Below are 22,174 nucleotides of genomic sequence, written 5' to 3' on the forward strand. Positions count from 1 at the left end.
TGCCCTTGGGGGAATCGACGCCGGGCACCTTGCGGTTGGCCTTGGAGGTCGGTCAGTCGGCCTCCCCGTAGTTCATGAACCAGTGCGTGTCGAAAAAGCGGGCCATCGTGTACGGGTGGTACGGGTCGACGAGGATGCGGCAGACGAACTCCGCGGCCTGGCAGTCGAAGGACAGTTCCTCGCCGTCGAAGGAGCGGACCACGACAGGCCAGCGGTCGGGGTCGTCACCCTCGGCTCGCCAGCAGTACAGATCCTTGTGCTCGGTACCTGCCCAGCTGAGCAGGCCGTCCTCTCTGCGCCATGTCCACGGCTCCTGGTGCAGAGTCAGGAAACCGTCGAAGGCGCCCTCGCCGAACGTCTCGACCATGCGCGTGTAGTCCCTCGGCAGCGCGGTGCCCAGGCGCGACTCCATCTCCGCCCAGTCCACGTCCGGCCGTCGGGCGGGGTGTGTCCATCCGGTGATCCGTATGAGCCGCTCCATCCAGTCGACGTCCTGGTCCGCAGCGACCGCCAACGGTTCGGGCATCTCCCGCTGGGCGACCACCAGCACCGGCCGCACGATGTCCTCCCCGTCCCGCGCCGTACCCGTGCCTACCCATCGATCCCCCCACGCCCACGCCCGTATCGTCACTGCCCGTTCCCCGAAGGGCTGAAGGAGAGCCGAGCCTCTGGACTCGCCGAGCGTCGGATCGGTGAAGCCGTCGAGGACGAGGGTGCGTGGGGCCCCGTACCTGCCGGAGAGTCGGTCGGTCAGGTCATGCGGGTCCAGGTCGCCGGGCAGGTACATGTACCCGTCCCACGGGCCGAGTTGCGCCAGCAGGTCGCTGACGGTCGCTTGCGTGAGCTCCATGACGGACAGTGAAGCGCACTCCACTGACAATGGGCTCCTAAGCGGCCGGGGCGTCCGAGGTGACCTGCTCCGGTGGCCACGCCTCCTGCCAGCGCAGCTCGGCCTCCAGCTGGGCGGCGAGCGACAGCAGGAGGGGCTCGCTGTGGGAGGGCCCCAGCAGCTGGGCGCCGACCGGCAGGCCGCCGTCGACGAACCCGGCGGGGACGTTGACGCCGGGCCAGCCCAGGACGTTCCACGGCCAGGCGAAGGGGCAGGCGGCGATCATCGCGCGGTCGGTGGCGAGGCCGCCGAGCCCCAGCATCGCGCCGATCCGCGGCGGGGGAGCGGCCGTCGTCGGCGCGAGCATGACGTCGTACGACTCGAAGAACCTGCCGATACGCCGGTGCAGGACCGCCTCGGCGCGCCGGGCCGCCCGCAGGGGTGCCCCGCCGAGCAGCTTTCCGAGCCGGGCGGCGTCCAGGGTGCGGCGGTCGAGGAGGGCCGGGAAGGGGGAGTCGGTCACCCACTCGGAGATCCCGACGGTCGCCCGGGGCACGAAGGTCAGCCCGATCTGACCGTACGGCGGATCGGCCTCCTCGACGGTGTGCCCCAACGCGGCGAGTTTCTCGGCGAGTTCGACGACCCTCGCGCGCACCTCGGGCCGGAGCCGGGCGGGCAGTGCGGTGAAGGGCGGCTTCAGCGAGACTGCGATGCGCAGGCGTCCGGGTTCGCGGGTGACGGCCGCCGAGGCGTCGACGGCCGGCGGGCGGTGCGGGTCCCGCTCGTGGTTCCCGGCCGCGGCGTCCAGCAGCAGCGCCGCGTCGGCGACCGTACGGGCCAGGGTGCCGTTGACGGTGATGCCCTGGAAGGACTCCCCGCGCGGCCAGGTCGAGATCCGGCCGCGCTGCGGCTTGATGCCGACCAGGTTGGTCCAGGAGGCCGGGATCCGCACCGATCCGGCGCCGTCCGAGCCGAGCGCGGCGGGCACCAGACCGGCGGCGACCGCGGCGGCCGAACCGCCCGAGGAGCCGCCCGGCGTGTGGTCGGGATGCCAGGGGTTGCGGGTGTCACCGAAGGCCGGGCCCTCGGTGAACGGCCACTGGCCCAGCTCGCAGGTGTTGGTCTTGCCAACGATCACGGCCCCGGCCGCGCGCAGCCGCCGTACCGCCTCGCCGTCCTCCGCGACCGGCGGGTACTCCCCGCGGCAGCCGAAGGCCGTGGGCTCCCCGGCCACGTCCATGTCGTCCTTGACGGCCACCGGCACCCCGAGCAGCGGGCGCCGCGCTCCGGCGGCGAGTTCCTTGTCCGCCGCGTCCGCCTCGGCGAGCGCGGCCTCGGCCCGGACGACCCGGAAGGCGTTGAGCGTGCCCTGGGTCGCCTCGATGCGTGCCAGGGCCCGCTCCACCAGCGTCCGGGACGTCACCTCGCCGTCGGCCAGCGCGTGGGCGGATTCCGCCAGCCCTGCGGAACGGTCGAACGTCATACGGACACCTCCGGGGACGGCCTTGTCTACTGAACAGTAACCTCTGCCGGGCCGCGACGGAACGACCTCGGTGCCGGCCGGAGTTGAGCGGCCGTGGCAGCCCTGCGCGAACCATTGACGCACTTCCGCCCCACCCCTAACTTCTGACCGACTTGCCGAACTGAGTTCGAAATTCCGAACTAGTCGGTGTGACGTGTCAGAGGGAGAGCCGCCCATGACCCCCCAGCCCGCTCCGTCCCGCCGTGCCCTGCTGCGCGCGATGGCCGCCGCCCCCGCCTCCGCGCTGCTGCTGTCCGAAGCCCCCGGCCTGCTCGGCACGGCCCTCGCCGCCGCCCCGCCGAGCGGCTCCGCCACCCGGTACACGATCGTGCCGTTCCTCAACAGCGACGACGGCACGGTGAACGTCTACCAGTCCGACGACGCCACCGACTTCCGCCTGCTGCGCGCCTCCGCCTACACCCCGCCCGCGAACCGCATCCGCGACGCGAGCGTCATCAGGCACACCAACGGCTACTACTACGCCACCTACACGACCCACACCTGGCAGGACACCAGCACCACCATCGGCTTCGCCCGCAGCGCGGACCGGCTCAACTGGACCTTCCTCTACGACTATCCGGTCCCGATCGCGAACCTCTCCCGCGCCTGGGCCCCGGAGTTCTTCGTCGACGGCGACGGCAGCGTGAACATCATCGTGTCCTGCTCGACGACCAACGACGAGTGGATCTTCACGCCGTATCTGCTGCGGGCCACGAACTCCGCGCTGACAGCCTGGAGTTCACCGGTGGCCCTGTCGGGCATCGGCGCCAACCACATCGACACCTTCCTGGTGAGGATCGGCTCGACCTATCACGCCTTCACCAAGAACGAGACGACGAAGTACATCGAGTACGGCACGGCCTCGAACCTGACCGGCCCGTACGCGATCTCCCGGACCGGCAACTGGGCGGGCTGGGGCAGCTACCGTGAGGGCCCGGCCCTGATCCAGCTCGACAACGGAGCCTGGCGGCTGTTCTTCGACGGCTATGGCGATGGCCGTTACTACTACAGCGACAGCCACGACACCTTCGCGACATGGTCGGCGCCGACGGCACTCCCGTCGATCTCGGGCACGGCACGCCACTTCACTGTGGTCAAGGAGACGGTGACGGGCGGCCCGAGCCTCGCCCGCAACGTGACCCGCTCCTTCCAGTCGGCCAACTACCCGACCCGCTACTGGCAGCAGCAGTCCTCCCTGCTGAACCTCCCGGTCGTGACCGCCTCCAGCACGGCGGCGGAGAAGCAGGCGTCGTCGTTCACGGTCACGGCGGGCCTGGCCGACGCCAACGGCTACTCCTTCCGCGACGCCTCCGGCGCCTATCTGCGCCACTACGACTTCCGGGCCCGGTTCGACGCGAACAACGGCACGACGACCTTCGCGCGGGACGCCACGTTCATCGCCCGCACGGGATCGGCGTCGGGCTCGCTGCGGTTCGAGTCGTACAACTACCCGGGCCACTACCTGCGGCACTACGGCTACCAGCTCCGGGTGGAACGGTCGGACGGGACCGACCTGTTCCGGCAGGACAGTTCGTTCACGGCGGCGGCAGTCTGGGCCGGGTAGCCGGTCGCCCCCTCGGGGTGCCGGTCCGCCGGCGCGAAGAAGGGCCGTTGGTCCCCATCCGCCGGGCACCGGCAGGGGTCGTTGGGCCCTAGTGGGACCAGGTACCCCTGGGGCGATCATGTGGCGGCGGCCGGGAAGGGCCAGGTCCACAGCCCGTGCCAGGCACTTCCCGGCTCGTCGGCGACATGAGCGATGGGGAGGACTTCGTCCGGTGGGCAAGGCACAGATACGTCAGGCAACGACCGCACGACCGGGGACCGAGGTCACGGTTACCGCGCCGACGGCGGGCCGGCCGTCGTGGGTGGAGTGGCTGACGACCACCGACCACAAGAAGATCGGGACGCTGTACCTGGTCAGCGCGTTCGTCTTCTTCATCGTCGGCGGTGTGATGGCCTTGATGATGCGCGCGGAACTCGCCCGTCCAGGGCTGCAGGTCATGTCGAACGAGCAGTTCAACCAGGCGTTCACGATGCACGGTTCGATCATGCTGCTGATGTTCGCGATGCCGCTTTTCACCGGATTCGCGAACTGGATCATGCCGCTGCAGATCGGCGCCCCGGACGTGGCGTTCCCCCGGCTGAACATGCTGGCCTTCTGGCTCTTCCTCTTCGGCTCCTCGATCGCCGCCGCCGGCTTCCTCACTCCGGACGGCGCCGCCAGCTTCGGCTGGTTCCTGTACGCCCCGCTGTCGGACGCGGTCCACTCGCCGGGGCTCGGCGCCGACCTGTGGATCATGGGTGTGGCGCTCTCCGGCTTCGGCTCGATCGCGGGTGCGGTCAACTTCATCACCACGATCATCTGCATGCGCGCACCCGGCATGACGATGTTCCGCATGCCGATCTTCACCTGGAACGTGCTGCTGACCGCGCTGCTGATCCTGATCGTGTTCCCAGTGCTGGCGGCGGCGTTGTTCGCGCTGGAGTGCGACCGGAAGTTCGGTAGCCACATCTTCGATCCGGCCAATGGCGGCGCACTGCTGTGGCAGCACCTGTTCTGGTTCTTCGGGCACCCCGAGGTCTACATCCTGGCGCTGCCGTTCTTCGGCATCGTCTCCGAGGTGATCCCGGTGTTCAGCCGCAAGCCCATGTTCGGCTACATGGGACTGATCGGGGCGACGATCGCCATCGCGGGTCTGTCGATCACGGTGTGGGCGCACCACATGTACGTCACCGGCGGGGTGTTGCTGCCCTTCTTCTCCTTCATGACGTTCCTGATCGCCGTGCCGACCGGGGTGAAGTTCTTCAACTGGATCGGCACCATGTGGAAGGGCAGCCTGTCTTTCGAGACGCCGATGCTGTGGACCACCGGTTTCCTCATGACGTTCGTCTTCGGTGGTTTGACCGGCGTGATCCTGGCCTCGCCGCCGATGGACTTCCACCTGTCCGACTCGTACTTCGTCGTCGCGCACTTCCACTACACGGTCTTCGGTACGGTCGTGTACGCGATGTTCGCCGGATTCCACTTCTGGTGGCCGAAGTTCACCGGCAAGATGCTCGACGAACGCCTCGGCAAGATCACGTTCTGGACCCTCACCATCGGCTTCCACCTGACGTTCCTCATCCAGCACTGGCTCGGCGCCGAGGGCATGCCGCGCCGCTACGCCGACTACCTGGCCGCCGACGGCTTCACCGCCCTCAACACCCTGTCCTCGATCGGGGCGTTCCTGCTCGGTCTGTCGATCCTGCCGTTCTTCTACAACGTGTGGAAGACCGCCAAGTACGGCAAGCGGGTCGAGGTCGACGACCCCTGGGGCTACGGCCGTTCGCTGGAGTGGGCGACGTCCTGCCCGCCGCCGCGCCACAACTTCGCCGTGCTCCCGCGCATCCGCTCCGAGTCGCCGGCGTTCGACCTGCACCACCCGGAGATCGCCGAACTCGAAGCGGTGCGCTGACTCGTGTCCCGCGTTGTTCTGGCGCTGGGCTTCGCGCTGGTGACCGCGGCCGGCAGCGTCTGGTACCTGCCGGCCCTGGCCGACCTGCGGGCGGGAGCCGACCGGCCGCACTCCCGCCGCGCGGGGGCGACGGCCTGCCTCACGGGTTGGGCCACCCCGGCGGTCACCGCGGTGGCGCTGCTGGTGCCGGAGTCATGGTGGGCGCCCGCCTCCGTCGCCGTCGCGGGCGCCGCCATCACGGTCGGCCTGTGGATCCGCGCGGCGGTGCGGCACCGGGAGGAGGCCAGGCAGACCGCCCGCCACTGGGCGGCCCTGCGCCACACCCCGCCCCCGGACCGCCGGAGCCACCGCTCTGCCCGGTACACCTTCGCGGCGTTGCTCGGCTCCGGTCTGGTCGCGGCCGTGGCCCTTACGGCCCTTCAACTGGCCACAGGGTATTAGGGGCGAGTGAGGCGCCAGGCGGATGCCGTCCGAGCCTCGAACCGGGTACTTGGGTGTGGCGGTTGAGTACGCGCACTCATGCCGGGGCTGCACCGCGGGCCGGAAGCTGGGGCGCACCCCCCAGACACGAGGAGCCGGCGATGTCCGCCATCCACCCGAACGTCAGCCCGTCGCCGGACGCGGGCCCGGCCGCCGCCCGCCGACTGCCTGCCGTGCTCGCGCTCTTCGTCGCCGCGGCGCTCGTGGTGTCCGCGTTCGGCGCCAAGGACCCGGCCACCTGGCTGCTGGAGACGGTGTGGGTGATGGTGGGCCTGCCGCTGGCGGTCCTGCTGCGCCGACGGTTCCCGCTGAGCGGCCTGCTGTGCGGTCTGCTGGCCGTGCACGCGCTCGTCCTCGTGGTGGGCGGGCACTACACCTACGCGGAGGTCCCCGCCGGTGACTGGGTGCGTGACTGGTTCGGCCTGGAGCGCAACCCCTACGACCGCTTCGGTCACCTCATGCAGGGCTTCGTGCCGGCGATCCTCGTCCGGGAACTCCTTGTCCGCACATCGCCGTTGCGCGGCAGCCGCTGGCTCGCTCCCTTGACCGTCTGTGCCTGCCTCGCCTTCAGCACGGTCTTCGAGATGCTGGAGTGGGCGGCGGCCGTGATCGGCGGACAGGCCGCCGACGCGTTCCTGGCCACCCAGGGCGATGTGTGGGACACCCAGTGGGACATGTTCTGCGCGCTGATCGGCGCCACCTGCTCACTGCTGATCCTCGGCCGCCTGCACGACCGGAGCCTGACCCGCCTGGCGTCTGCGGCGAAGGGCTGAACGCGTCGGACACCGGCCCGTGGCGCGGGATCAGCGGGCCTTGTGGCGCATCTCCCGGGGGCTGACCCCGAAGCGGCGGTGGAAGGCGGTGCTCATGGCGCTGGCCGAGGAGAAGCCCGAGGCGTGCGCCAGGTCCGTGATCGTCATGTGGTCGCAGTCGGCACACAGGAGGCGCTCGCGGACCAGGCGCAGGCGCTCCTCACGGATCAGGTCGCGGGGCGTGGTGCCCACCTGCTGGAGGGCGAGCTGGATCTGGCGGAGGGACCAGCCCAGGGCGCGGGCCATGGACGTACCGGACAGGCCGGGGTCGGCGGCGTGGTCGCGCACGTAGCGGCGGACCATGGCCTCGACCTCGGTCAGCTGCCCCGGGGCGCCGGGGCGGTCGTCGCCGCAGGCAAGCATGCGGAGCAGTTCGACGACCCGGTCGCAGACGGCGTCGAACTGCGGGGTGGTGAGGTGCTCGTACTCCTCGTCCAGGCTGCGCATCACGGCGTGCACCACGCGGCCCAGCCCCTTGGTGAGATCGAAACCGGTGGCCAGCGGCGCCTTCCGGTTCAGCGGGCCGTCGATCTCCTGGGCCGGGATCGACATGATGACCCCGCGCAGGGACGCGCCGTGCCGGAGTTCGAACGGCGCGCCCAGGGTGAACAGGCTGCCCGTGCCCGGTGCCAGGCGCACCTCCTGGTCGTCCTGCCGCAGCCGCATCTCGCCCGAGAGCGGGAAGAGGAACCGGTAGTCGGGGTCCGGCTCCTGGCGGATCAGGCCCGGTGTGCGGGCGTACTCGATCTGGTCGCTGTGCCAGGTGACGACCTGGTAGGTGTCGCTGCGCCGACGGGTCATCTCACCGCGGAAGACCTCGGCGCGCCCGTATCGGTAGTCCATCCGGGTCTGGTAGGTCCCGACGCGCTCACTCCACAGGTCGGTCTGCTCGCGTGCCGCGACCTCGATGGTCCTCGTCGTCTCCACGACATAGCTTCCCGTGGGCAACGCATGCCTTTCGCCGCGACGTGACCCGAACGGCCCAGTCTGTTACTCAGCGCAGCCTAGAGATGGGCAATCGGTTTCCGGAAGTCGTCCCAGCTTCATTGGCCTATGCCACATGCGGGGCTGTCGCGATCGGGCCGGTCCCACGAGCGTATTTGCGTCCCACGGGAACTTCCTTGCGCGCACGAACAAGTGCGGGTGCGAACACGCCACTACCGTCGTGCGCCGTCGACCCGCCACCTGCTGTGAGGACTTGATGACGGAACGGATACCGGAGGCGGTGATCTGGTGCCTGGCCGTGGGCCTGATCGCCGTCGCCGTGCTGCTCGTGCGCGAACGCGGCATCAGCGCGCGGCAGCGCACACGGAACGCCGAGCTCAAGGACGGCCTGCGGGCCCGGGACGAGGAACTCCGCCACCTCGTCGCGGCCCGGCTCCCCGCCCTGGAGGACGCGCCCCATCCGCAGGCCCCGGCCGTCGGTCTGCTGGACGGCCGGCTCGCCGACACGGAGTTCGCGAAATGCCTCGACGGCGTACTGGAACGGTTCGCCGGCGCCGTGGAGCACGCCCGCTCGCGCGCCGACCAGTCGGCCAAAGCCGCCCTGAAGGCGTCCATGCGCTCCATCCAGGCCCTGGCCAACGAGCAACAGGTGTCGATCGCCGAGATGCAGGACCGGCACGACAACCCCGGCGTGCTGCGCGACCTGCTGGAGATCGACCACGCCAACGCCCAGTTCGGCCGCCGGGCCCAGGCCATCGCCGTACTGTGCGGCTCCTGGCCCGGCCGCCAGCGCGCCACCTCCGCGCTCATCGAGGCGGTCCGCGGCGCCACCTCCCGCATCCGCGACTACCGGCGCATCCGCATCAACGGCGAGGTCGACATCGCCGTGCGCAGCCGGGCTGTCGAACCCGTGGTGCTCGCGGTCGCCGAGCTGCTCGACAACGCCGCACGTCACTCGCAGCCGGGCACGAACGTCGAGGTCACCGTCCAGACCGTGCACAACGGCGCCTGTGTCGTGATCGACGACGCCGGGGTCGGCATGGACGCGCGGGCCGCCGAGCACGCCGCCGAGCTGCTCGCCGGCACCCACGCGGTCGATGTCACCCGGCTCGGCGACCCGCCCCGCTTCGGCTTCGCCGTCATCGGAGCGCTCACCGAGCGGTACGGGTTCAACGTCTCCGTGGACACGCTCTCCCCGTACGGCGGTGTACGCGCCGTGGTGTTCCTGCCGGCCGCGCTGCTCACCCACCTGGACGCGGATCCCGTCGGTGCTCCGGCCGACCTCGATCCCGCACCCGCACCCGCGGCTGAACCGGAGCCCACACCTGAACCCCGCCCCGAACCCGCGGAGGCGACCACGCTCGGTGGCCTGCCCAAGCGCCGTCGCCGCTCCGCACGGCAACCCGCGCCGCAGCCCGCCCCGGCCGACGAGGTCGGCGGCCGCTCCGCCGAGGAGAACGCCCGGCGCATGGGCGCCTTCGCACGCGGCACCAGCTCCGGCCGGGCCGCCCGGCACACGCTCCACGAAAACGAAGGGAACAGCCAAGAATGACCGGGCCGACCGACAACACGTTGGGCTGGATGCTGGACGAGGTGCTGAAGGTCCCGCGGGCGCGGCACGCGATCCTGCTCTCCGCCGACGGCATGCTCCGCGCCTTCTCCAAGGACATCGACCGGGACGACGCCGAACGGCTGGCCGCGGGCCTGTCCGGGGTCCAGTCGATCAGCCGCAGCACGGCCGAGTTCTGCGGCACCCCGAACACCCCGTGGCGGCAGACCCTGATCGAGTTCGCGCACGGCTATGTCTTCCTGGTCGCCGCCGGCGAGGGCGCCTACCTCGCGGTCTCCACCGGAGAGGACGTCGACATGGAGGCGGTCACCTACCGCATGCACAAGCTCGTCGACCGGCTCGGCAAGGAACTGACCAGTCCCGCCCGGCAGGACACCGGCAGCCCGCAATGACTCCCCGGCGCCGCCCCACAGACCGGCTGGTGCGGTCGTACGTCGTCACGGACGGCCGCGCCCACCCCACCCGCAACACCCTGGACCTGGTCACCCTGCTGATCGCGGCCGACGATCTGCCGCTGACCGGACTCAACCCGGAAAAGCGCAGGCTCATGGAGCTGTGCCGGCCCGGTGCCCTGTCCGTCGCCGAGGTGGCCGGACACCTGTCGCTGCCGGTGGGGGTGACCAAGGTGCTGATCGCCGACCTCATGGACAGCGGTCACATCGTCACCCGCGCGCCGATCCCCGCCGCCCGCCCGGCCGACGCCCGAATCCTCCAGGAGGTGCTCGATGCACTCCGCGCCCGCCTCTGACGACGTCTATCTGAAGCCCAGTGTGCAGACGGCGGTCAAGCTGCTGATCGTGGGCCACTTCGCGGTCGGCAAGACCACGTTCGTCGGCACGCTCTCCGAGATCCGGCCGCTGCGCACCGAGGAGGTCATGACCGAGGCCGGCGCCCTCGTCGACGACCTGGCGGGCATGCGGGACAAGAAGACCACCACGGTCGCCCTCGACTTCGGTCGGCTCACCCTCAACGACCGCCTGGTGCTCTATCTGTTCGGCACCCCGGGCCAGCAGCGCTTCACCCGGCTGTGGCAGGACATGACACGCGGCGCGCTCGGCGCGCTCGTCCTCGCCGACACCCGCCGCCTCAGCCAGTCGTTCGAGGTCATGGGCGTACTGGAGGAGCACGGACTGCCGTACGCGGTCGCCGTCAACCAGTTCCCCGGCGCCGCCGACCACCAGCTCGACGAGGTGCGCGAAGCCCTCGACCTGCTGCCCGAGACCCCCCTCGTGCGCTGCGACGCCCGCGACCGGGTCTCCTCCACGCGGGCTCTCATCAGCCTCGTCGAGTACCTCCTCACCCGCACCGGCCCCTTGGAGCACGCGTGACCACCGCATCCCCCGTACCCCCGCCCGTCCCACCGCCGGGCTGCCCCGCGCACGAGTCCCTGTACGGGCCCGAGTTCGCCGCCGACCCGGCCGCCGTCTACCGGCGGCTGCGCGACGTCGGCCCGATCGCGCCGGTCGAGCTGGCGCCCGGGGTGCGGGCCTCGCTCGTCGTCGGATACGACGCCGCCCTGCACGTGCTGCGCGGCACCGAGACGTTCTCCAAGGACGCTCGCCGCTGGAAGGACCTGGCGGACGGCACCGTTCCCGCGGACAGCCCGGTCGTGCCGATGATGATGTACCGGCCGAACGCGCTGTGGGCCGACGGCACGGAACACCGCAGGCTGCGCGGCGCCATCACGGACAGCCTGGCCCGGATCGACTCCGCCACCCTGCGCGGCCACGTCGAGGCGAGCGCCGACACGCTCATCGACCGTATCGCCCCGGCCGGACGGGCGGACCTGCTCGGCGAGTACGCCCAGGTGCTTCCCCTGCTGGTGTTCAACCGGCTGTTCGGCTGCCCGGCCGACTACGGGGAGCGGCTGGTGCGCGGCATGTCCGGGATCTTCGACGGGGTGGACGCCGAGCAGGCCAACGAACTGCTCGCGACGACCCTGCTGGACCTCGTCACGCTGAAGCGACGGCGGCCTGGCCCGGATGTGACGTCCTGGCTGATGGCCCACTCCGCCGAACTCACCGACGAGGAGATGGTGCACTCCCTCGTCCTGCTCATGGGCGCGGGCACCGAGCCGCAGCAGAACCTGATCGCCAACAGCCTGCGGCTGCTGCTCTCCGACGACCGGTTCGCGGGCAGCCTCTCCGGTGGCAGCCTGCCGGTGGAGGAGGCCCTGGACGAGGTGCTGTGGACCGACCCGCCCATGGCCAACTACGCCGTGCACTACCCGGTCCATGACGTCGTGTACGAAGGCTCGCTGCTGCGGGCGGGCCATCCGCTGGTGGTCAGTCTCGCCGCGGCGAACACCGACCCCGCCCTGACGACCGATCAGCGTGCGGGCAACCGCGCCCACTTGGCGTGGAGCGCGGGCCCGCACAACTGCCCGGCGCAGAGTCCGGCCCGGCTGATCGCGGCGGTGGCCGTGGAGAAGCTGCTCGACCGGCTTCCCGACGTCGAACTCGCCGTACCGGTGGAGGACCTGGCGTGGCGGCCGGGGCCCTTCCACCGCGCGCTGGCCGCGCTGCCGGTGACGTATCCGCCGACCGCTGTCACTCCGGTTGCCGCCCCCGAGGCGTCGCCCGTGCAGGGCGCCGCGCCGACACCCCGCCCGTCCGCGGCGCCCGAGGTCACTCGTGCACGGCGCGGATGGGCCGCCCGGCTGCTGGGGTGGTGGCGTGGCGAGTGATCAGGACAGCTGGACCGGAAGGGTGCGGTGGCCGTTGGAGATGAAGGAGTCGACCGGCTCCAACTCGTCCTTGGACGCGGTGAGCCGGAGCCCGGGGAAGCGGTCGAAGAGCGCCCGGAGCGCGATGTGGGCCTCCAGTCGGCCCAGTGGGGCGCCCAGGCAGAAGTGCACGCCGTAGCCGAAGGCGAGGTGCTCCTTGTCGGCGCGGGTGACGTCGAACCGGTCGGCGTCCTCGCCGTACTTCCCCGGGTGACGTCCGGCGGCCGCGTACGCGGCGAGGACGGCCTCGCCCTTGCCGATCACCGCCCCGTCCGGGCCGCCGAACTCGCTGAGCTTCAGGTCCTCGACGGCGTAGCGCAGCGGCAGACTGGCGACGGGTGCTTCCACGCGCAGTGCCTCCTCGACCACGTCCTCCCAGGTGACCCGGCCGGAGCGGACGTGGGCGAGTTGCTCCGGGTGGGTCAGCAGGAGGTGGATGGCGTTGTCGATCAGGTTGACCGTGGTCTCGTGGCCGGCGCTCACCATGAGCACCAAGGTGTCGAGCAACTCCTGCTCGCTCAGCCGCGCGTCGCCTTCGTCACGGGCCTCGATGAGCGCGGAGGTCAGGTCGTCGCCGGGCGATTTCCGCTTCAGGGCGACGAGTTCGCCGAGCGCCGCATACAGCCGCGCGTAGTTGTCGGTGACCTCCTCCGGGGTGGCGGAGGTGTGGAACACGCCGTCCACGACGGCCCTCAGTTCCGCACCCTGCTCCTCGGGCAGTCCGAAGAGCTCGCTGATCACCGCGATCGGCAGCGGATAGCAGAACTCCTCGCGCAGATCGACGACTTGGCTGCCGTGCCGTCCGGCCTCCTCGATCCGCTCCAGCAGGGCCGCGGTGATCTCCTCGATCCGCGGCCGGAGCGCCGCCGTGCGCCGTGCGGTGAACGCCTTGGAGACCAGGGCGCGCAGCCGTTTGTGCTCGCCCCCGTAGGCGGTGAACATGTTCTGCACCGCGACCCAGGTGAACAGCGGCCATTCCGGGGAGATCTCACCGTTGATCCACTGGGGCCAGTGCCGGCGTGGGTCCTTGGACACGCGTGGGTCGGTGAGCAGGCGCTTGAGGAGGTCGGGGCTGCTGACGGCCCAGGCCCGGACGCCGCCGGGCAGTTCCACGAGGGTCACCGGTCCGCGCTCGCGGATCCGGGTGGCCTCGCCGTGGATGTCCCGACCGGTCGGGTCGATCACTAAGGGGCGGGGGTGTCCCATGGGCGGCCTCCCAGGCGCTCGCACAACAATACGACCGGTAAAGCTACTTGGACGTAGCGTGCCCGGGCGAGAGTGCCCCGGCACGCCCTGCGCACGGGGACAACTTCTCTGCGCCCGGCCGCAAGTCGGCGGTTCGCTCCCGCTCTACGGTTCGGGGTGTCGGATCGGGAGGCCGGTGAGGACGATGGCAGTCGGCAGAACCTCGTGGTGGATGCAACCGGGCAGCGTCGAGGTGCGGACCGTGGGCGCGGGGAGCTGGTGGGATGCGGTACGCGTACCGCTCGACCTCGGCATCGACGTCCTCCGTCACCTCGGCGACGAGACCGGAGCCGTGATCAGGGACGGCTTCGGCGAGCGCCTGTACTGGCTGATCCCACCTGGCTCCGCCGCCGGTTGGCACGTCCCGCAGGCGCGCGTCCTGGGCCGGGGCTGCCATGTGGCGATCCCTCCGCTCCACCGCGTCACGTGCCCCGGGCTGTGCTGGCAGATCCCTCCGACGCGTGACCACGAGTGGACGAACACCTTCCGCCTGCACTCCGCCCTCGGTGCGACCGTCCTCCTCCGCGAGACGTCCCCCACCCTCTGAACACCCGCCCCGGCCGATCCTGAGCCCGGCCGGGGCGGGACCCGCGGCATGTCATGGCGTCGCACCGCCGACCCGGTGATCACGGGTGGGAAGCGCTGCCGGCGCCGCAGCGGCGGATCAGGTCGGCACGTGAAGTGATACCCAGGCGCTCGAAGACGCGACGCAGGTGATAGTCGACGGTGCGTGGGCTCAGATACAGCCGGGCCGCCACCTCCTTGTTGGTCGCCCCTTGGGCGACCAACCGGACGATCTGGTGCTGGCGGGAGGTCAGGGCAGCTGCGCAACGGGCGTCAGGAGCGGGGACCTCATCCTCCGCGGAGTTCCAGTCGTCCCCGGTCGCACGCAGTTCGGCCCGTGCCCGGTCGAGCCACAGCCGCGCTTGGTGTCTGCGGAAGATGTCGGCCGCCTCCCGGAGCTGGGCGCGGGCATCCGCGCGTCGGCGCTCGCGGTTGAGGTACTCGCCGTAGAGCAGGCATGTGCGGGCCAGTTCCAGTTCGCGGTCGCCGACCGGATGCAGACGAAGAGCGCGCCGGAAATCGTGCTCCATGTCGCCGGTTCCCAGCAGGGCGCGGCACCGGGCCGCCAACGCGATGGGCCACCCCCGGCCGATCGCCTCCGCCCAGGGGGCGAAAGCAGCCGCGGCGCGCTGGGCCCGCTGCGGGTCCCCGGCTCGGACGGCGGCCTCCACGTAGCTGGGCACGGCCTCGATCGCGACACCGGGATGCCCGAGCCTCGTACGGACCAGTCGGCGAAGCTTGGCAGCCGCCTCGGCCCAGTTTCCGGAGGCGAGATCGAGGTGCGCCAAGCCCCACAGGCCGAGGGAGGATGCCAGGCCCAGCCCGTGCGCCTGTCCTTCGCCGACGACGCGGTCCGCGTATTGCCCGCACGTCCCCGTGTCTCCGGTGACGCCGGCAGCGAGCATCAGGATCCCCATCAGATTGCGGACACAGGTGAGCTGGCCCGTCTCGCGGGCGAGCCGCAGCGCCTCGGTGGCGGTGAGCGTCGCGGTGCCCGGCCCGCTCAGCCAGCATTCCGGATACGACAGGTACTGCATCGCGTGCACCATCGCCGGTGTGTCACCTGCCGTGCGCGCCAGCGCCACCGCGCGGCCGGCGAGTGCACGCGCGCGGGCGTCGTCGGCGATGAACAGCGCACCGTGCGATGCCCATGCGAGCAGCAGAGGATCTTCCGTCTGCGGCGCCGTGTCGAGATGTTCGCGCAGCCGGGGCACCGCTGTCGCCGGCCGTCCTCGCAGCGTATCGGCGACCGCCAGCAGAACATCGACGGCCCATCGGCTCGCCGGTTCTGTCTCCCGCCTCGCCGAGCCGCTGAGCAGCGCCTGCGCGCGGCGGCCGGCCTGCGCGCACAGGGCTGCGTTGCCCGCGTGCAGGCCCGCTTCCCCTGCTGCCACCAGAGCCTTGACGGCCTGTGACGGGTCGTCGCCGGCCAGCAGGTCGGCGGCGGTCAACAGTTCGGCGCAGGCATCCGGAGCGGCGGTGTGTTGCACGGAGATCACGCCCTTCAAGTAGGCGATGCGTCCCCGCAACGCCGGCTGGTCCCCGCCGGTCAGCGTCTCCGCCCGATCCAGCAGCCGGGCCGCCCGCCTGGGCTGCCCGGCGCGATGGCAGTAGTCGGCCGCGGTGACCAGGCGGCGTCCCCGCCGGTGGTCCTCGCGGCTCAGCTGGGCCGAGCGTTCCATGAGCGCCGCCGCGTGGGCCGGGCTGCCGTACTGACGTGCGTGGGTGGCCTGTTGCTCCAGCTCGTCGGCCAGGTCGGCGTCTGTCTCCGACCGCAGTGCCGCCTCGTGCCAGTAACGACGATCGTCGTGCGTGTCGGTGAAGGCACGCGCCAATTCGCCGTGTGCCCAGTGCAGTTCGGCGAGATCCGATCCCTGGTGGATGGCCCGGCCGAGGTAGTCGTGCCGGAATGAGATCGCGGTCCTGGAGACGGTGAGCAGGCCCGCGGCCTCGGCCGGTTTCAGGGCTGACGGGTCGATGCTCGTCCGTCGGGCGACGCGGAGGAGGGTCAGGGGGTCCAGACCCGGTTCCGCGGCCAGCAGTAACACCAGCTTCCGGCAGTCCTCGGGAAGCCGACGGAACTCGGTGAGCCAGAGGCGCGCCGGGCGAGGTGGGAGGGGCAAGGGGTCGGGCAGCCGCGGCAGCCGGCTCAGCTCTGCGGGGGTGAGCGTCCGCAGCAACTCCAGCAGAACCAGGGGATTGCCGTCGGCTTCATGGAGGAGTACCTCGCGAACCGTGAGCGCCACTGGAGAGCACCGGTTCCGTGCGATGAGCGTCAGGCAGTCCTGGTCGCTCAGCCTCGCGAGGCGGAGTAGCGGCACTCCTGACCCGGCGGCGCACGTGTGGCTTTCCGTCGCGGCCAGTATCAGGGCCTTCTCGGAGCTGAGCCTGCGGGCCACGAAGCCGATGGAGTACCGGGACTCGGCGTCGACCCGGTGCAGATCGTCCACGACGACCAGCACCGGAGTGTGGCCGCTCGCCTGCGCCAGGAGCGCCAGCACGGCGACGCCGATGAGGGTTCGCTCTCCGGGCGACGAGACGTGCCCGAGCAGCAGCCGCTCCAGCACCTCACGGGACTGGGACGGCAGTTGGGGGATGTCGAGAGCCAGCGGCTTGACCAGCCGCTGCACCGCTCCGTACGCCAGGTTCTGCTCCGCCGGTACCCCGTCGGCCCTGACCATGCGGAAGCCATGGGCCAGTTGGGACGCGTAGCGCAGCAGCGTGGTCTTGCCGATGCCATGGCCACCGGTCAGAAGCACGGCGCCGCCGCAGCCTCCGCGGCAGGCGCCCACCGCCGCCGCGAGCCGCTGGCACTCGGCCTGTCTGCCGATGATGGGGGGTTGCTCGGTTCCGTACGTCATGACGCACGCTCCCGGCTCGACGCCTCAGGTCGAGAATAATGACTATTCTCGACGGGGAGCGCAAGGGTCGGTGTCAGCCCAAGTGCCGTTCTGTGAGAGCCCTTTGGATTCTGCCCGCACGGTTAGGCTTGGGCCGTGGTAGAGCCTGATTCCCTGGCAAGGCAGCCCGGTGCCCTGATCCGTGACCGGCTCATCGAGGCGGCCGTTCTCGAGTTCGGTGAGAAGGGTTACGACCGGGCGCGGGTGCAGGACATCGCCCGTCGCGCCGGACTGTCCACCGGTGCGATCTACGGCAACTTCAGGAACAAGGCCGACCTTCTCGCCGAGGCGGTCGACCGCGGTCTGGCAGCGGCCGCGCGCAAGCTGGTGGAGGAGCTCGACCGGGGGGCGGCCTCCACCGACCTGCTGAAGATGGTCACCACCGACCTCTCCGACCCGCGCAGGCGAACGTGGGCGCCTTTGGTGAGTGAGGCGCTCTCCGCCGCGCGCCGGGACGACGAGGTCGCCCGAAGGGTCCACTCGGCCTTGCGTAGGGCGGAGGCCAGATTGACGGAACTGGTCGAATTCGCCCAACGGGACGGCTCACTGGCCCCCGAGGTCGACGCGGCGGCCTGCGCACGCCTGGTGCTGTGCGTGTCCCTCGGGGTGGACGTACTCACCGCCGTGGACTTCGAGGGCCCGGACCGCAAGGCGTGGACTGCACTGGTGCACAGGCTCTTCACCGGGCTGGCTCAGGTCACCGGCCGCACCGTGACCGGCGGCCGGAGGCCGGCCGGGGGGCCTTCGCGGCAGACCAGCGGCTGAACCACGAGCCTACACGACCGCGAATCGGTGAAGTCGCCGGTGTTGCGCCGGCCCGAGGAGCCGGCATGCCGCGTACGGGCTGGTCAGCAACTCAGCAGGAATCTCCGCGTTTTCAGCGCGGGAATGGATCGGTTGACAGCGGAAAGGCCGCACGTCACTCTACGGGCAGTCAAGCGAGGCAATTATCGGTGAGGGAGACCCCCTCGATAAGCGCTGTCCGCTCTTGATTCATCGACCGTCAAGCCGTTCCTGTCCGGGTTCCTGCCCGGGGGAGAGCACCACGTTCCGGCGCCGGTCGACGTTCAATTCCCCTGAGCACCGGCTGATTCGGAGAGACCTCTTTCCGACAAGGGAGGGAAAACGTGCTGCACCGAAAATTCGCGGCGAGTGCCACCATCGTCGCCGCGACGCTGACGCTCAACTCCATGCCCCTGGCCGCCTCCGCTGCCACTGCCCCCGACACAACACGGCAGAACCGTGGTCCGCAGGTCACGACCGTACGGTACGGCCCGGTCACCATCGCGGCCGCGTCCGGGCACGACCACGGCGAGACGGGCAACCGACTCTCGTTCAACGTCCAGAAGCCGTGTGACGACTGCTACATCACCGGATTCAAGCCCAACCTGGTCTACGAGAACGGGGCGAACGCCAATGTCAACACCGGCCCGATGCTGCATCACGTCGTGATGGGAAACCACTGGAAGAACGATGTCGTATGCAGCGGTCCGCAGCGCATATTCGCCTCCGGTAACGAGCGGGTGGAGAGCGTCCTGCCCTCCGGATACGGCATCAGGGTCGGCAGAGGCGAGCGGTGGAACATGCTTTACGACCTGATGAACCACGCCCCGGAGAAGAAGACGGTATACATCTCCGTCACCTACACGCACGAACCCGCCGCTGGTTCGCGGCTCGAACCGGTGACACCGATCTGGATGGACGCGGGCGGATGCCTCGGCAGCGCGTACGACGTTCCGCAGGGCGTCAGTGAAAAGACCCGACGGTGGCGATCCTCGATCTCCGGGACGCTGGTGCACATGCGCGGCCATCTCCATCATGGCGGTCGCTCGGTGCGAACCGAGAACCTCACCACCGGCAAGGGGCTGTGCACCATCGTGGCGGAGGAAGGCGGCAGCCCCGAGTTCATCGACCTGCACGGCAACACCGAGATCTCGGACATGCCGCCCTGTAGCGGTGCCCCCCTCGGCACGATCCACCGGGGGGATGTTCTGCAAATCACCAGCCGGTACGAAAGCACGGGTCACGCGCACGGCGACGTCATGGGGATCATGGCCGGCTGGGTGGCCCAGAACTGATCCGCCTCGGGCGGTGGGGCACGCGGGTGGCCGCTCCACCGCCTCGCCACGGAGGTGATCATATGAATCCGGGTCCGTCCGGCAGAGGCCGGCGCGGCTGGACACTTATCGGCGCCGACGTGCTCATCTGTCTGGCCTGGGCGGGCAGCGTGTGGGCGGCGCTCCATCTGGAGCCCGGCCCAGGGATACGCACGGTCGCGCTGTTCGCACATCTGGGGGCGCTGGTCATCGGGCTGGGCGCGGTGCTGACCATCGACTACTACGGCACGCTGTGGCTGTTGGGAAGACGGAGCCTGCATCAGGTCCTGGAGTTCGCCGGCCCGCTGCATGTGCCCGTGTGGGCAGGGCTGGCCGGCCTCGTACTGAGCGGGGCCGCCCTCGACCCCGACCCACGGGTACCCCTCACACAGGTCAAGCTGGTCCTCGTCCTCCTGATCGCGCTCAACGGAGTCCACGCACAGGTTCTCCACCGCACCATGGTCGACCAGGCAGGCACCCGGCCCTCCCGAAGGCTGCTCGGGCGTGCAGTGATCTCGGCCGTCGTCTCCCAACTGGGCTGGTGGGGAGCCCTGACGATCGGATTCCTCAACAGCCAGTCATGACGGAGCGGACCCCGAGGGGTGCGCGACCCGGTCAGCCGTCGCGTCCCCTTCCATGGCCGGGCGCGCCGTACCCGTAGTGCTGGAAACGGCTGCCCACGTGGAGCTTGCCGCACGACGCGCTGCCTGCGCTTCCTCTAGAGTCGGCCGCATGACGGAGGCACCGGCCCGGGACCGAGGCGCACGGTCACGGGACGCGATACTCGACACCGCCGGGGAACTGATGGCCCGGCACGGCTACGCCGCCACGTCCATCTCGATGATCTCCGCCGCGTGCGGCCTGCCGGTCAGTTCCCTCTACTGGCACTTCGGCAGCAAGGACGGGATCTACGTCGCGGTGCTGGAGCGGGCCAGGACCACGCTGCTGGCCGCCCTGCCCCCGCCCCAGGTGCCGGGCCGCGACCTCGACGAGCGGCTGGAGGCCTTTCTCGCCGAGGTCGGGGACGCGTTCCAGCGCCATCAGCCCAGTGTGCGGCTGCTGTTGGGGCTGGGGATGGTGCAGCAGGACGCCACCGCGGCGGCCGTGGCCGAGGTGCGGCACTACCGGGACGCGCTGACGCAATGGGCCCGGGACGCGCTGAGTTGTGTCTTCGGGCTTCGTGATCGCCCCGAGGTGGCGGACGAACTGGCGCGTTTCACGCTGAGGATGGCGAGCGGTACGGCCGTGGCCCGCTGGTTCGATGCGGGTGCCGCCTTGGAGACCGGCGCGTTGCGGGTGGCGTTGCGGGCGCTGGCGGCACATCACGGGGTGGCGGTCAGGGGTGCGCCTGGGTGAGTGGTTGCCAGAACGTGCACTGGTGGTCGGCTGCGAACCCGGTGGTGGGGGCGACCCGGCCGGGTGCCAGTTCCTGGATGCGGTCTCCGTCCCGCGTGTAGCGCGGCCAGGAGGGCGTTCCGAGCCCGTTGGGGTTGCCGGTCGCGGCGAACCGGGCCCAGTAGGCGGTCATCGTCGCGGACAGCCGGTGCTGGGCCGGTGTCAGGGGCCGTACCGCGTCCGCGTCCATGGGGAAGAGGTAGGCCAGTTCGGAGGCGTGGAAGGCGCCTTGTGGCGTGTGCGGGGCCGGGATGAACGGGGGTGCCTGGGAGTCGCTGAACTCGTAGGCGTAGACGGGTGCCCGCGTGCTGTACAGCCGGCTGTCGGAGCGTGCCGGGCAGGCGAACCGCTGGTCGGTGCCGACGGCGGAGTACGCCAGGTTGGCGGTCGGGTGCGCCGAGGCCGGGTACGCGTCGAGGACCGCGGCCGCCTGCTCGCCGTACTGGAGCCGGATCAGGGCCTCGTACGACGACGGGGTCAGGGGGCCGGCGCCCAGCAGATCCACGTACAGCGCGGTGAAGTAGCGGTACTCGTCATGGGTGTTGCCGCTCAGCGTCGGTACCGCGTTCACCTGTCCCTCGGCCCATGCCGCCCGCGGAGGGCGGGGCAGGACGCGTGGCCCGGTGTTCGGGCCCCACAGGGACGCGGGACCGGTTCCGGTGGTGCCGATGAGCGCGGAGACGGGCACGGTGCGCAGACAGGCCGCCGCGGTCGTCGGGTCGGCGCAGCCCAAGGACGCCGCGAAGCCGCTGCCCTTGCGCTCGGCCGCGTCGAGCGTGAGCGGGGTGAGGGCGCCGGGCGAGGCGCAGCTTCCGCTCTGCTGGATCGCCCGGTGGAACAGGCCTTTCGCGGTCGGTGAGGCGAGATGGGCGCAGGTGTCCGCCGATCCCGCGGACTGGCCGCCGAGCGTCACCCGGTTCCGGTCGCCGCCGAAGGCGCCGATGTTGTGCCGCACCCAGCGCAGCGCGGCCTGCTGGTCCATCAGGCCGTAGTCGCCGGACGCGTGGTCCGCGCTCTCCGCCGACAGGGCCGGGTGGGCGAGGAACCCCAGTGCTCCGAGGCGGTAGTTGACGGTAACCACGACCAGGCCCTTCGCGGCGAGCGCCGAGCCGTCGTAGTCGCTGCCCGCGCCGTAGGCGTTGCCGCCGCCGTGCAGCCAGACCAGCACCGGCAGGGGGCGGCCGGTGGGTCGCACCTTGTCGGGGGTCCACACATTGAGGTACAGGCAGTCCTCCGTGGTGCTGCCCGTGCGGTTGGACTCGCCGGGCAGGACGGGGCCGCCGTCGGGGAGCAGTGTCAAAGGCAGTTGGGGACAGGGATGTGCGGGTGCGATGGTGTCCCGTACGCCGTGCCAGCGCGCGGCGGGGCGCGGTGGACGCCAGCGCAGCTCGCCGGTGGGCGGGGCCGCGAACGGTATCCCCTGGAAGACCCGTCCGCCGTCGCGGCCGGCCGCCCCGCGCACCGAGCCGCGGTCGGTGCGCACGACCAGGGAGTCGTGGCCGGCGTCGGCGGCGGCCGTGGCCGGGGGAGTGGTGAGGGACAACAGCAGGGCCGTGACAGCGGCCACGGCCCAGGCAAGGGGGTGGCGGGTTCTCGGTGAGCTCATCTCATCGCATCCTCATCGGCGTTGATGGCG

Annotated in this window: 20 protein-coding genes; 14 read left to right on the plus strand and 6 right to left on the minus strand. The window is 70.8% G+C overall.

All coding sequences use genetic code 11. The features are described 5' to 3' along the window. Positions 1 to 52: 52 nt before the first annotated feature. Positions 53 to 850 carry a hypothetical protein gene (locus STRCI_RS35715; protein WP_269663119.1) on the minus strand — a complete coding sequence of 266 codons (798 nt, stop codon included), beginning with the start codon at positions 848 to 850 and terminating at the stop codon, positions 53 to 55. A 37-nt stretch (positions 851 to 887) separates the two neighbouring features. After that, positions 888 to 2,312 carry an amidase gene (locus STRCI_RS35720; RefSeq protein WP_269663120.1) on the minus strand — a complete coding sequence of 475 codons (1,425 nt, stop codon included), beginning with the start codon at positions 2,310 to 2,312 and terminating at the stop codon, positions 888 to 890. A 214-nt stretch (positions 2,313 to 2,526) separates the two neighbouring features. Here STRCI_RS35720 and STRCI_RS35725 point away from each other — a divergent pair, with 214 nt between their 5' ends. From STRCI_RS35725 to STRCI_RS35740, 4 genes are all read left to right on the plus strand, one after another. Then, positions 2,527 to 3,915: a glycoside hydrolase family 43 protein gene (locus STRCI_RS35725; RefSeq protein ID WP_269663121.1), complete on the plus strand. Its 1,389-nt coding sequence runs from the start codon at positions 2,527 to 2,529 to the stop codon at positions 3,913 to 3,915. A 211-nt stretch (positions 3,916 to 4,126) separates the two neighbouring features. Then, complete coding sequence (gene ctaD, locus STRCI_RS35730; protein WP_418953403.1) at positions 4,127 to 5,806, plus strand: aa3-type cytochrome oxidase subunit I; 1,680 nt, start codon at positions 4,127 to 4,129, stop codon at positions 5,804 to 5,806. Between the two features lie 3 nt (positions 5,807 to 5,809). After that, positions 5,810 to 6,247: a hypothetical protein gene (locus STRCI_RS35735; RefSeq protein WP_269663122.1), complete on the plus strand. Its 438-nt coding sequence runs from the start codon at positions 5,810 to 5,812 to the stop codon at positions 6,245 to 6,247. A gap of 140 nt (positions 6,248 to 6,387) precedes the next feature. Next, the gene (locus tag STRCI_RS35740; protein ID WP_269663123.1) at positions 6,388 to 7,059 is read left to right on the plus strand and encodes a DUF2238 domain-containing protein; all 672 of its coding nucleotides are present in this window, start codon (positions 6,388 to 6,390) and stop codon (positions 7,057 to 7,059) included. Between the two features lie 30 nt (positions 7,060 to 7,089). Here the strand turns inward: STRCI_RS35740 and STRCI_RS35745 are convergent, their stop codons facing one another. Beyond that, positions 7,090 to 8,025: an AraC family transcriptional regulator gene (locus STRCI_RS35745; RefSeq protein ID WP_269663124.1), complete on the minus strand. Its 936-nt coding sequence runs from the start codon at positions 8,023 to 8,025 to the stop codon at positions 7,090 to 7,092. 274 nt (positions 8,026 to 8,299) lie between these two features. On the opposite strand from STRCI_RS35745, the gene STRCI_RS35750 reads away from it, so the two are divergent. Genes STRCI_RS35750 through STRCI_RS35770 form a run of 5 tightly spaced genes read left to right on the plus strand, consistent with a single transcriptional unit; the run spans position 8,300 to position 12,299 of the window. Then, positions 8,300 to 9,595: an ATP-binding protein gene (locus STRCI_RS35750; RefSeq protein ID WP_269663125.1), complete on the plus strand. Its 1,296-nt coding sequence runs from the start codon at positions 8,300 to 8,302 to the stop codon at positions 9,593 to 9,595. After that, positions 9,592 to 10,005 carry a roadblock/LC7 domain-containing protein gene (locus tag STRCI_RS35755; protein WP_269663126.1) on the plus strand — a complete coding sequence of 138 codons (414 nt, stop codon included), beginning with the start codon at positions 9,592 to 9,594 and terminating at the stop codon, positions 10,003 to 10,005. Before STRCI_RS35750 ends, STRCI_RS35755 begins: the two co-directional genes overlap by 4 nt. Beyond that, the gene (locus tag STRCI_RS35760; protein WP_269663127.1) at positions 10,002 to 10,361 is read left to right on the plus strand and encodes a DUF742 domain-containing protein; all 360 of its coding nucleotides are present in this window, start codon (positions 10,002 to 10,004) and stop codon (positions 10,359 to 10,361) included. The genes STRCI_RS35755 and STRCI_RS35760 overlap by 4 nt, the downstream gene beginning before the upstream one ends. Next, complete coding sequence (locus STRCI_RS35765; protein WP_269663128.1) at positions 10,339 to 10,941, plus strand: GTP-binding protein; 603 nt, start codon at positions 10,339 to 10,341, stop codon at positions 10,939 to 10,941. Before STRCI_RS35760 ends, STRCI_RS35765 begins: the two co-directional genes overlap by 23 nt. After that, on the plus strand, positions 10,938 to 12,299 hold the full coding sequence (locus STRCI_RS35770) for a cytochrome P450 (protein WP_269663129.1): 1,362 nt from the start codon (positions 10,938 to 10,940) through the stop codon (positions 12,297 to 12,299). The genes STRCI_RS35765 and STRCI_RS35770 overlap by 4 nt, the downstream gene beginning before the upstream one ends. Here STRCI_RS35770 and STRCI_RS35775 read toward each other — a convergent pair whose 3' ends face one another. Beyond that, positions 12,300 to 13,544 (minus strand): cytochrome P450 family protein, encoded by a 1,245-nt coding sequence (locus STRCI_RS35775; RefSeq protein ID WP_269663130.1) that lies wholly within the window; start codon positions 13,542 to 13,544, stop codon positions 12,300 to 12,302. Positions 13,545 to 13,728: 184 nt separating this feature from the next. Here STRCI_RS35775 and STRCI_RS35780 point away from each other — a divergent pair, with 184 nt between their 5' ends. Continuing rightward, on the plus strand, positions 13,729 to 14,130 hold the full coding sequence (locus STRCI_RS35780) for a hypothetical protein (protein WP_269663131.1): 402 nt from the start codon (positions 13,729 to 13,731) through the stop codon (positions 14,128 to 14,130). A 79-nt stretch (positions 14,131 to 14,209) separates the two neighbouring features. Here STRCI_RS35780 and STRCI_RS35785 read toward each other — a convergent pair whose 3' ends face one another. Beyond that, positions 14,210 to 17,008, minus strand: a complete 2,799-nt coding sequence (locus tag STRCI_RS35785; RefSeq protein ID WP_269663132.1) for a helix-turn-helix transcriptional regulator — start codon at positions 17,006 to 17,008, stop codon at positions 14,210 to 14,212. A gap of 135 nt (positions 17,009 to 17,143) precedes the next feature. On the opposite strand from STRCI_RS35785, the gene STRCI_RS35790 reads away from it, so the two are divergent. The 4 genes from STRCI_RS35790 (at position 17,144) to STRCI_RS35805 (ending at position 20,499) form a co-directional block, all read left to right on the plus strand. Then, on the plus strand, positions 17,144 to 17,812 hold the full coding sequence (locus STRCI_RS35790) for a TetR/AcrR family transcriptional regulator (protein WP_269663133.1): 669 nt from the start codon (positions 17,144 to 17,146) through the stop codon (positions 17,810 to 17,812). Between the two features lie 425 nt (positions 17,813 to 18,237). Continuing rightward, on the plus strand, positions 18,238 to 19,125 hold the full coding sequence (locus tag STRCI_RS35795; RefSeq protein WP_269663134.1) for a hypothetical protein: 888 nt from the start codon (positions 18,238 to 18,240) through the stop codon (positions 19,123 to 19,125). Positions 19,126 to 19,187: 62 nt separating this feature from the next. Continuing rightward, a complete protein-coding gene (locus tag STRCI_RS35800; RefSeq protein ID WP_269663135.1) occupies positions 19,188 to 19,727 on the plus strand; it encodes a hypothetical protein in 540 nt (179 codons plus the stop codon). 148 nt (positions 19,728 to 19,875) lie between these two features. Next, a complete protein-coding gene (locus tag STRCI_RS35805; RefSeq protein WP_269663136.1) occupies positions 19,876 to 20,499 on the plus strand; it encodes a TetR/AcrR family transcriptional regulator in 624 nt (207 codons plus the stop codon). Here the strand turns inward: STRCI_RS35805 and STRCI_RS35810 are convergent. After that, entirely contained in the window at positions 20,480 to 22,144 is a 1,665-nt protein-coding gene (locus tag STRCI_RS35810; protein ID WP_269663137.1) for a carboxylesterase/lipase family protein, read from the minus strand. The genes STRCI_RS35805 and STRCI_RS35810 overlap by 20 nt on opposite strands. Positions 22,145 to 22,174: the final 30 nt, after the last annotated feature.

This window comes from Streptomyces cinnabarinus (genome assembly GCF_027270315.1).
GTDB classification, from domain to species: Bacteria; Actinomycetota; Actinomycetes; order Streptomycetales; family Streptomycetaceae; genus Streptomyces; species Streptomyces cinnabarinus.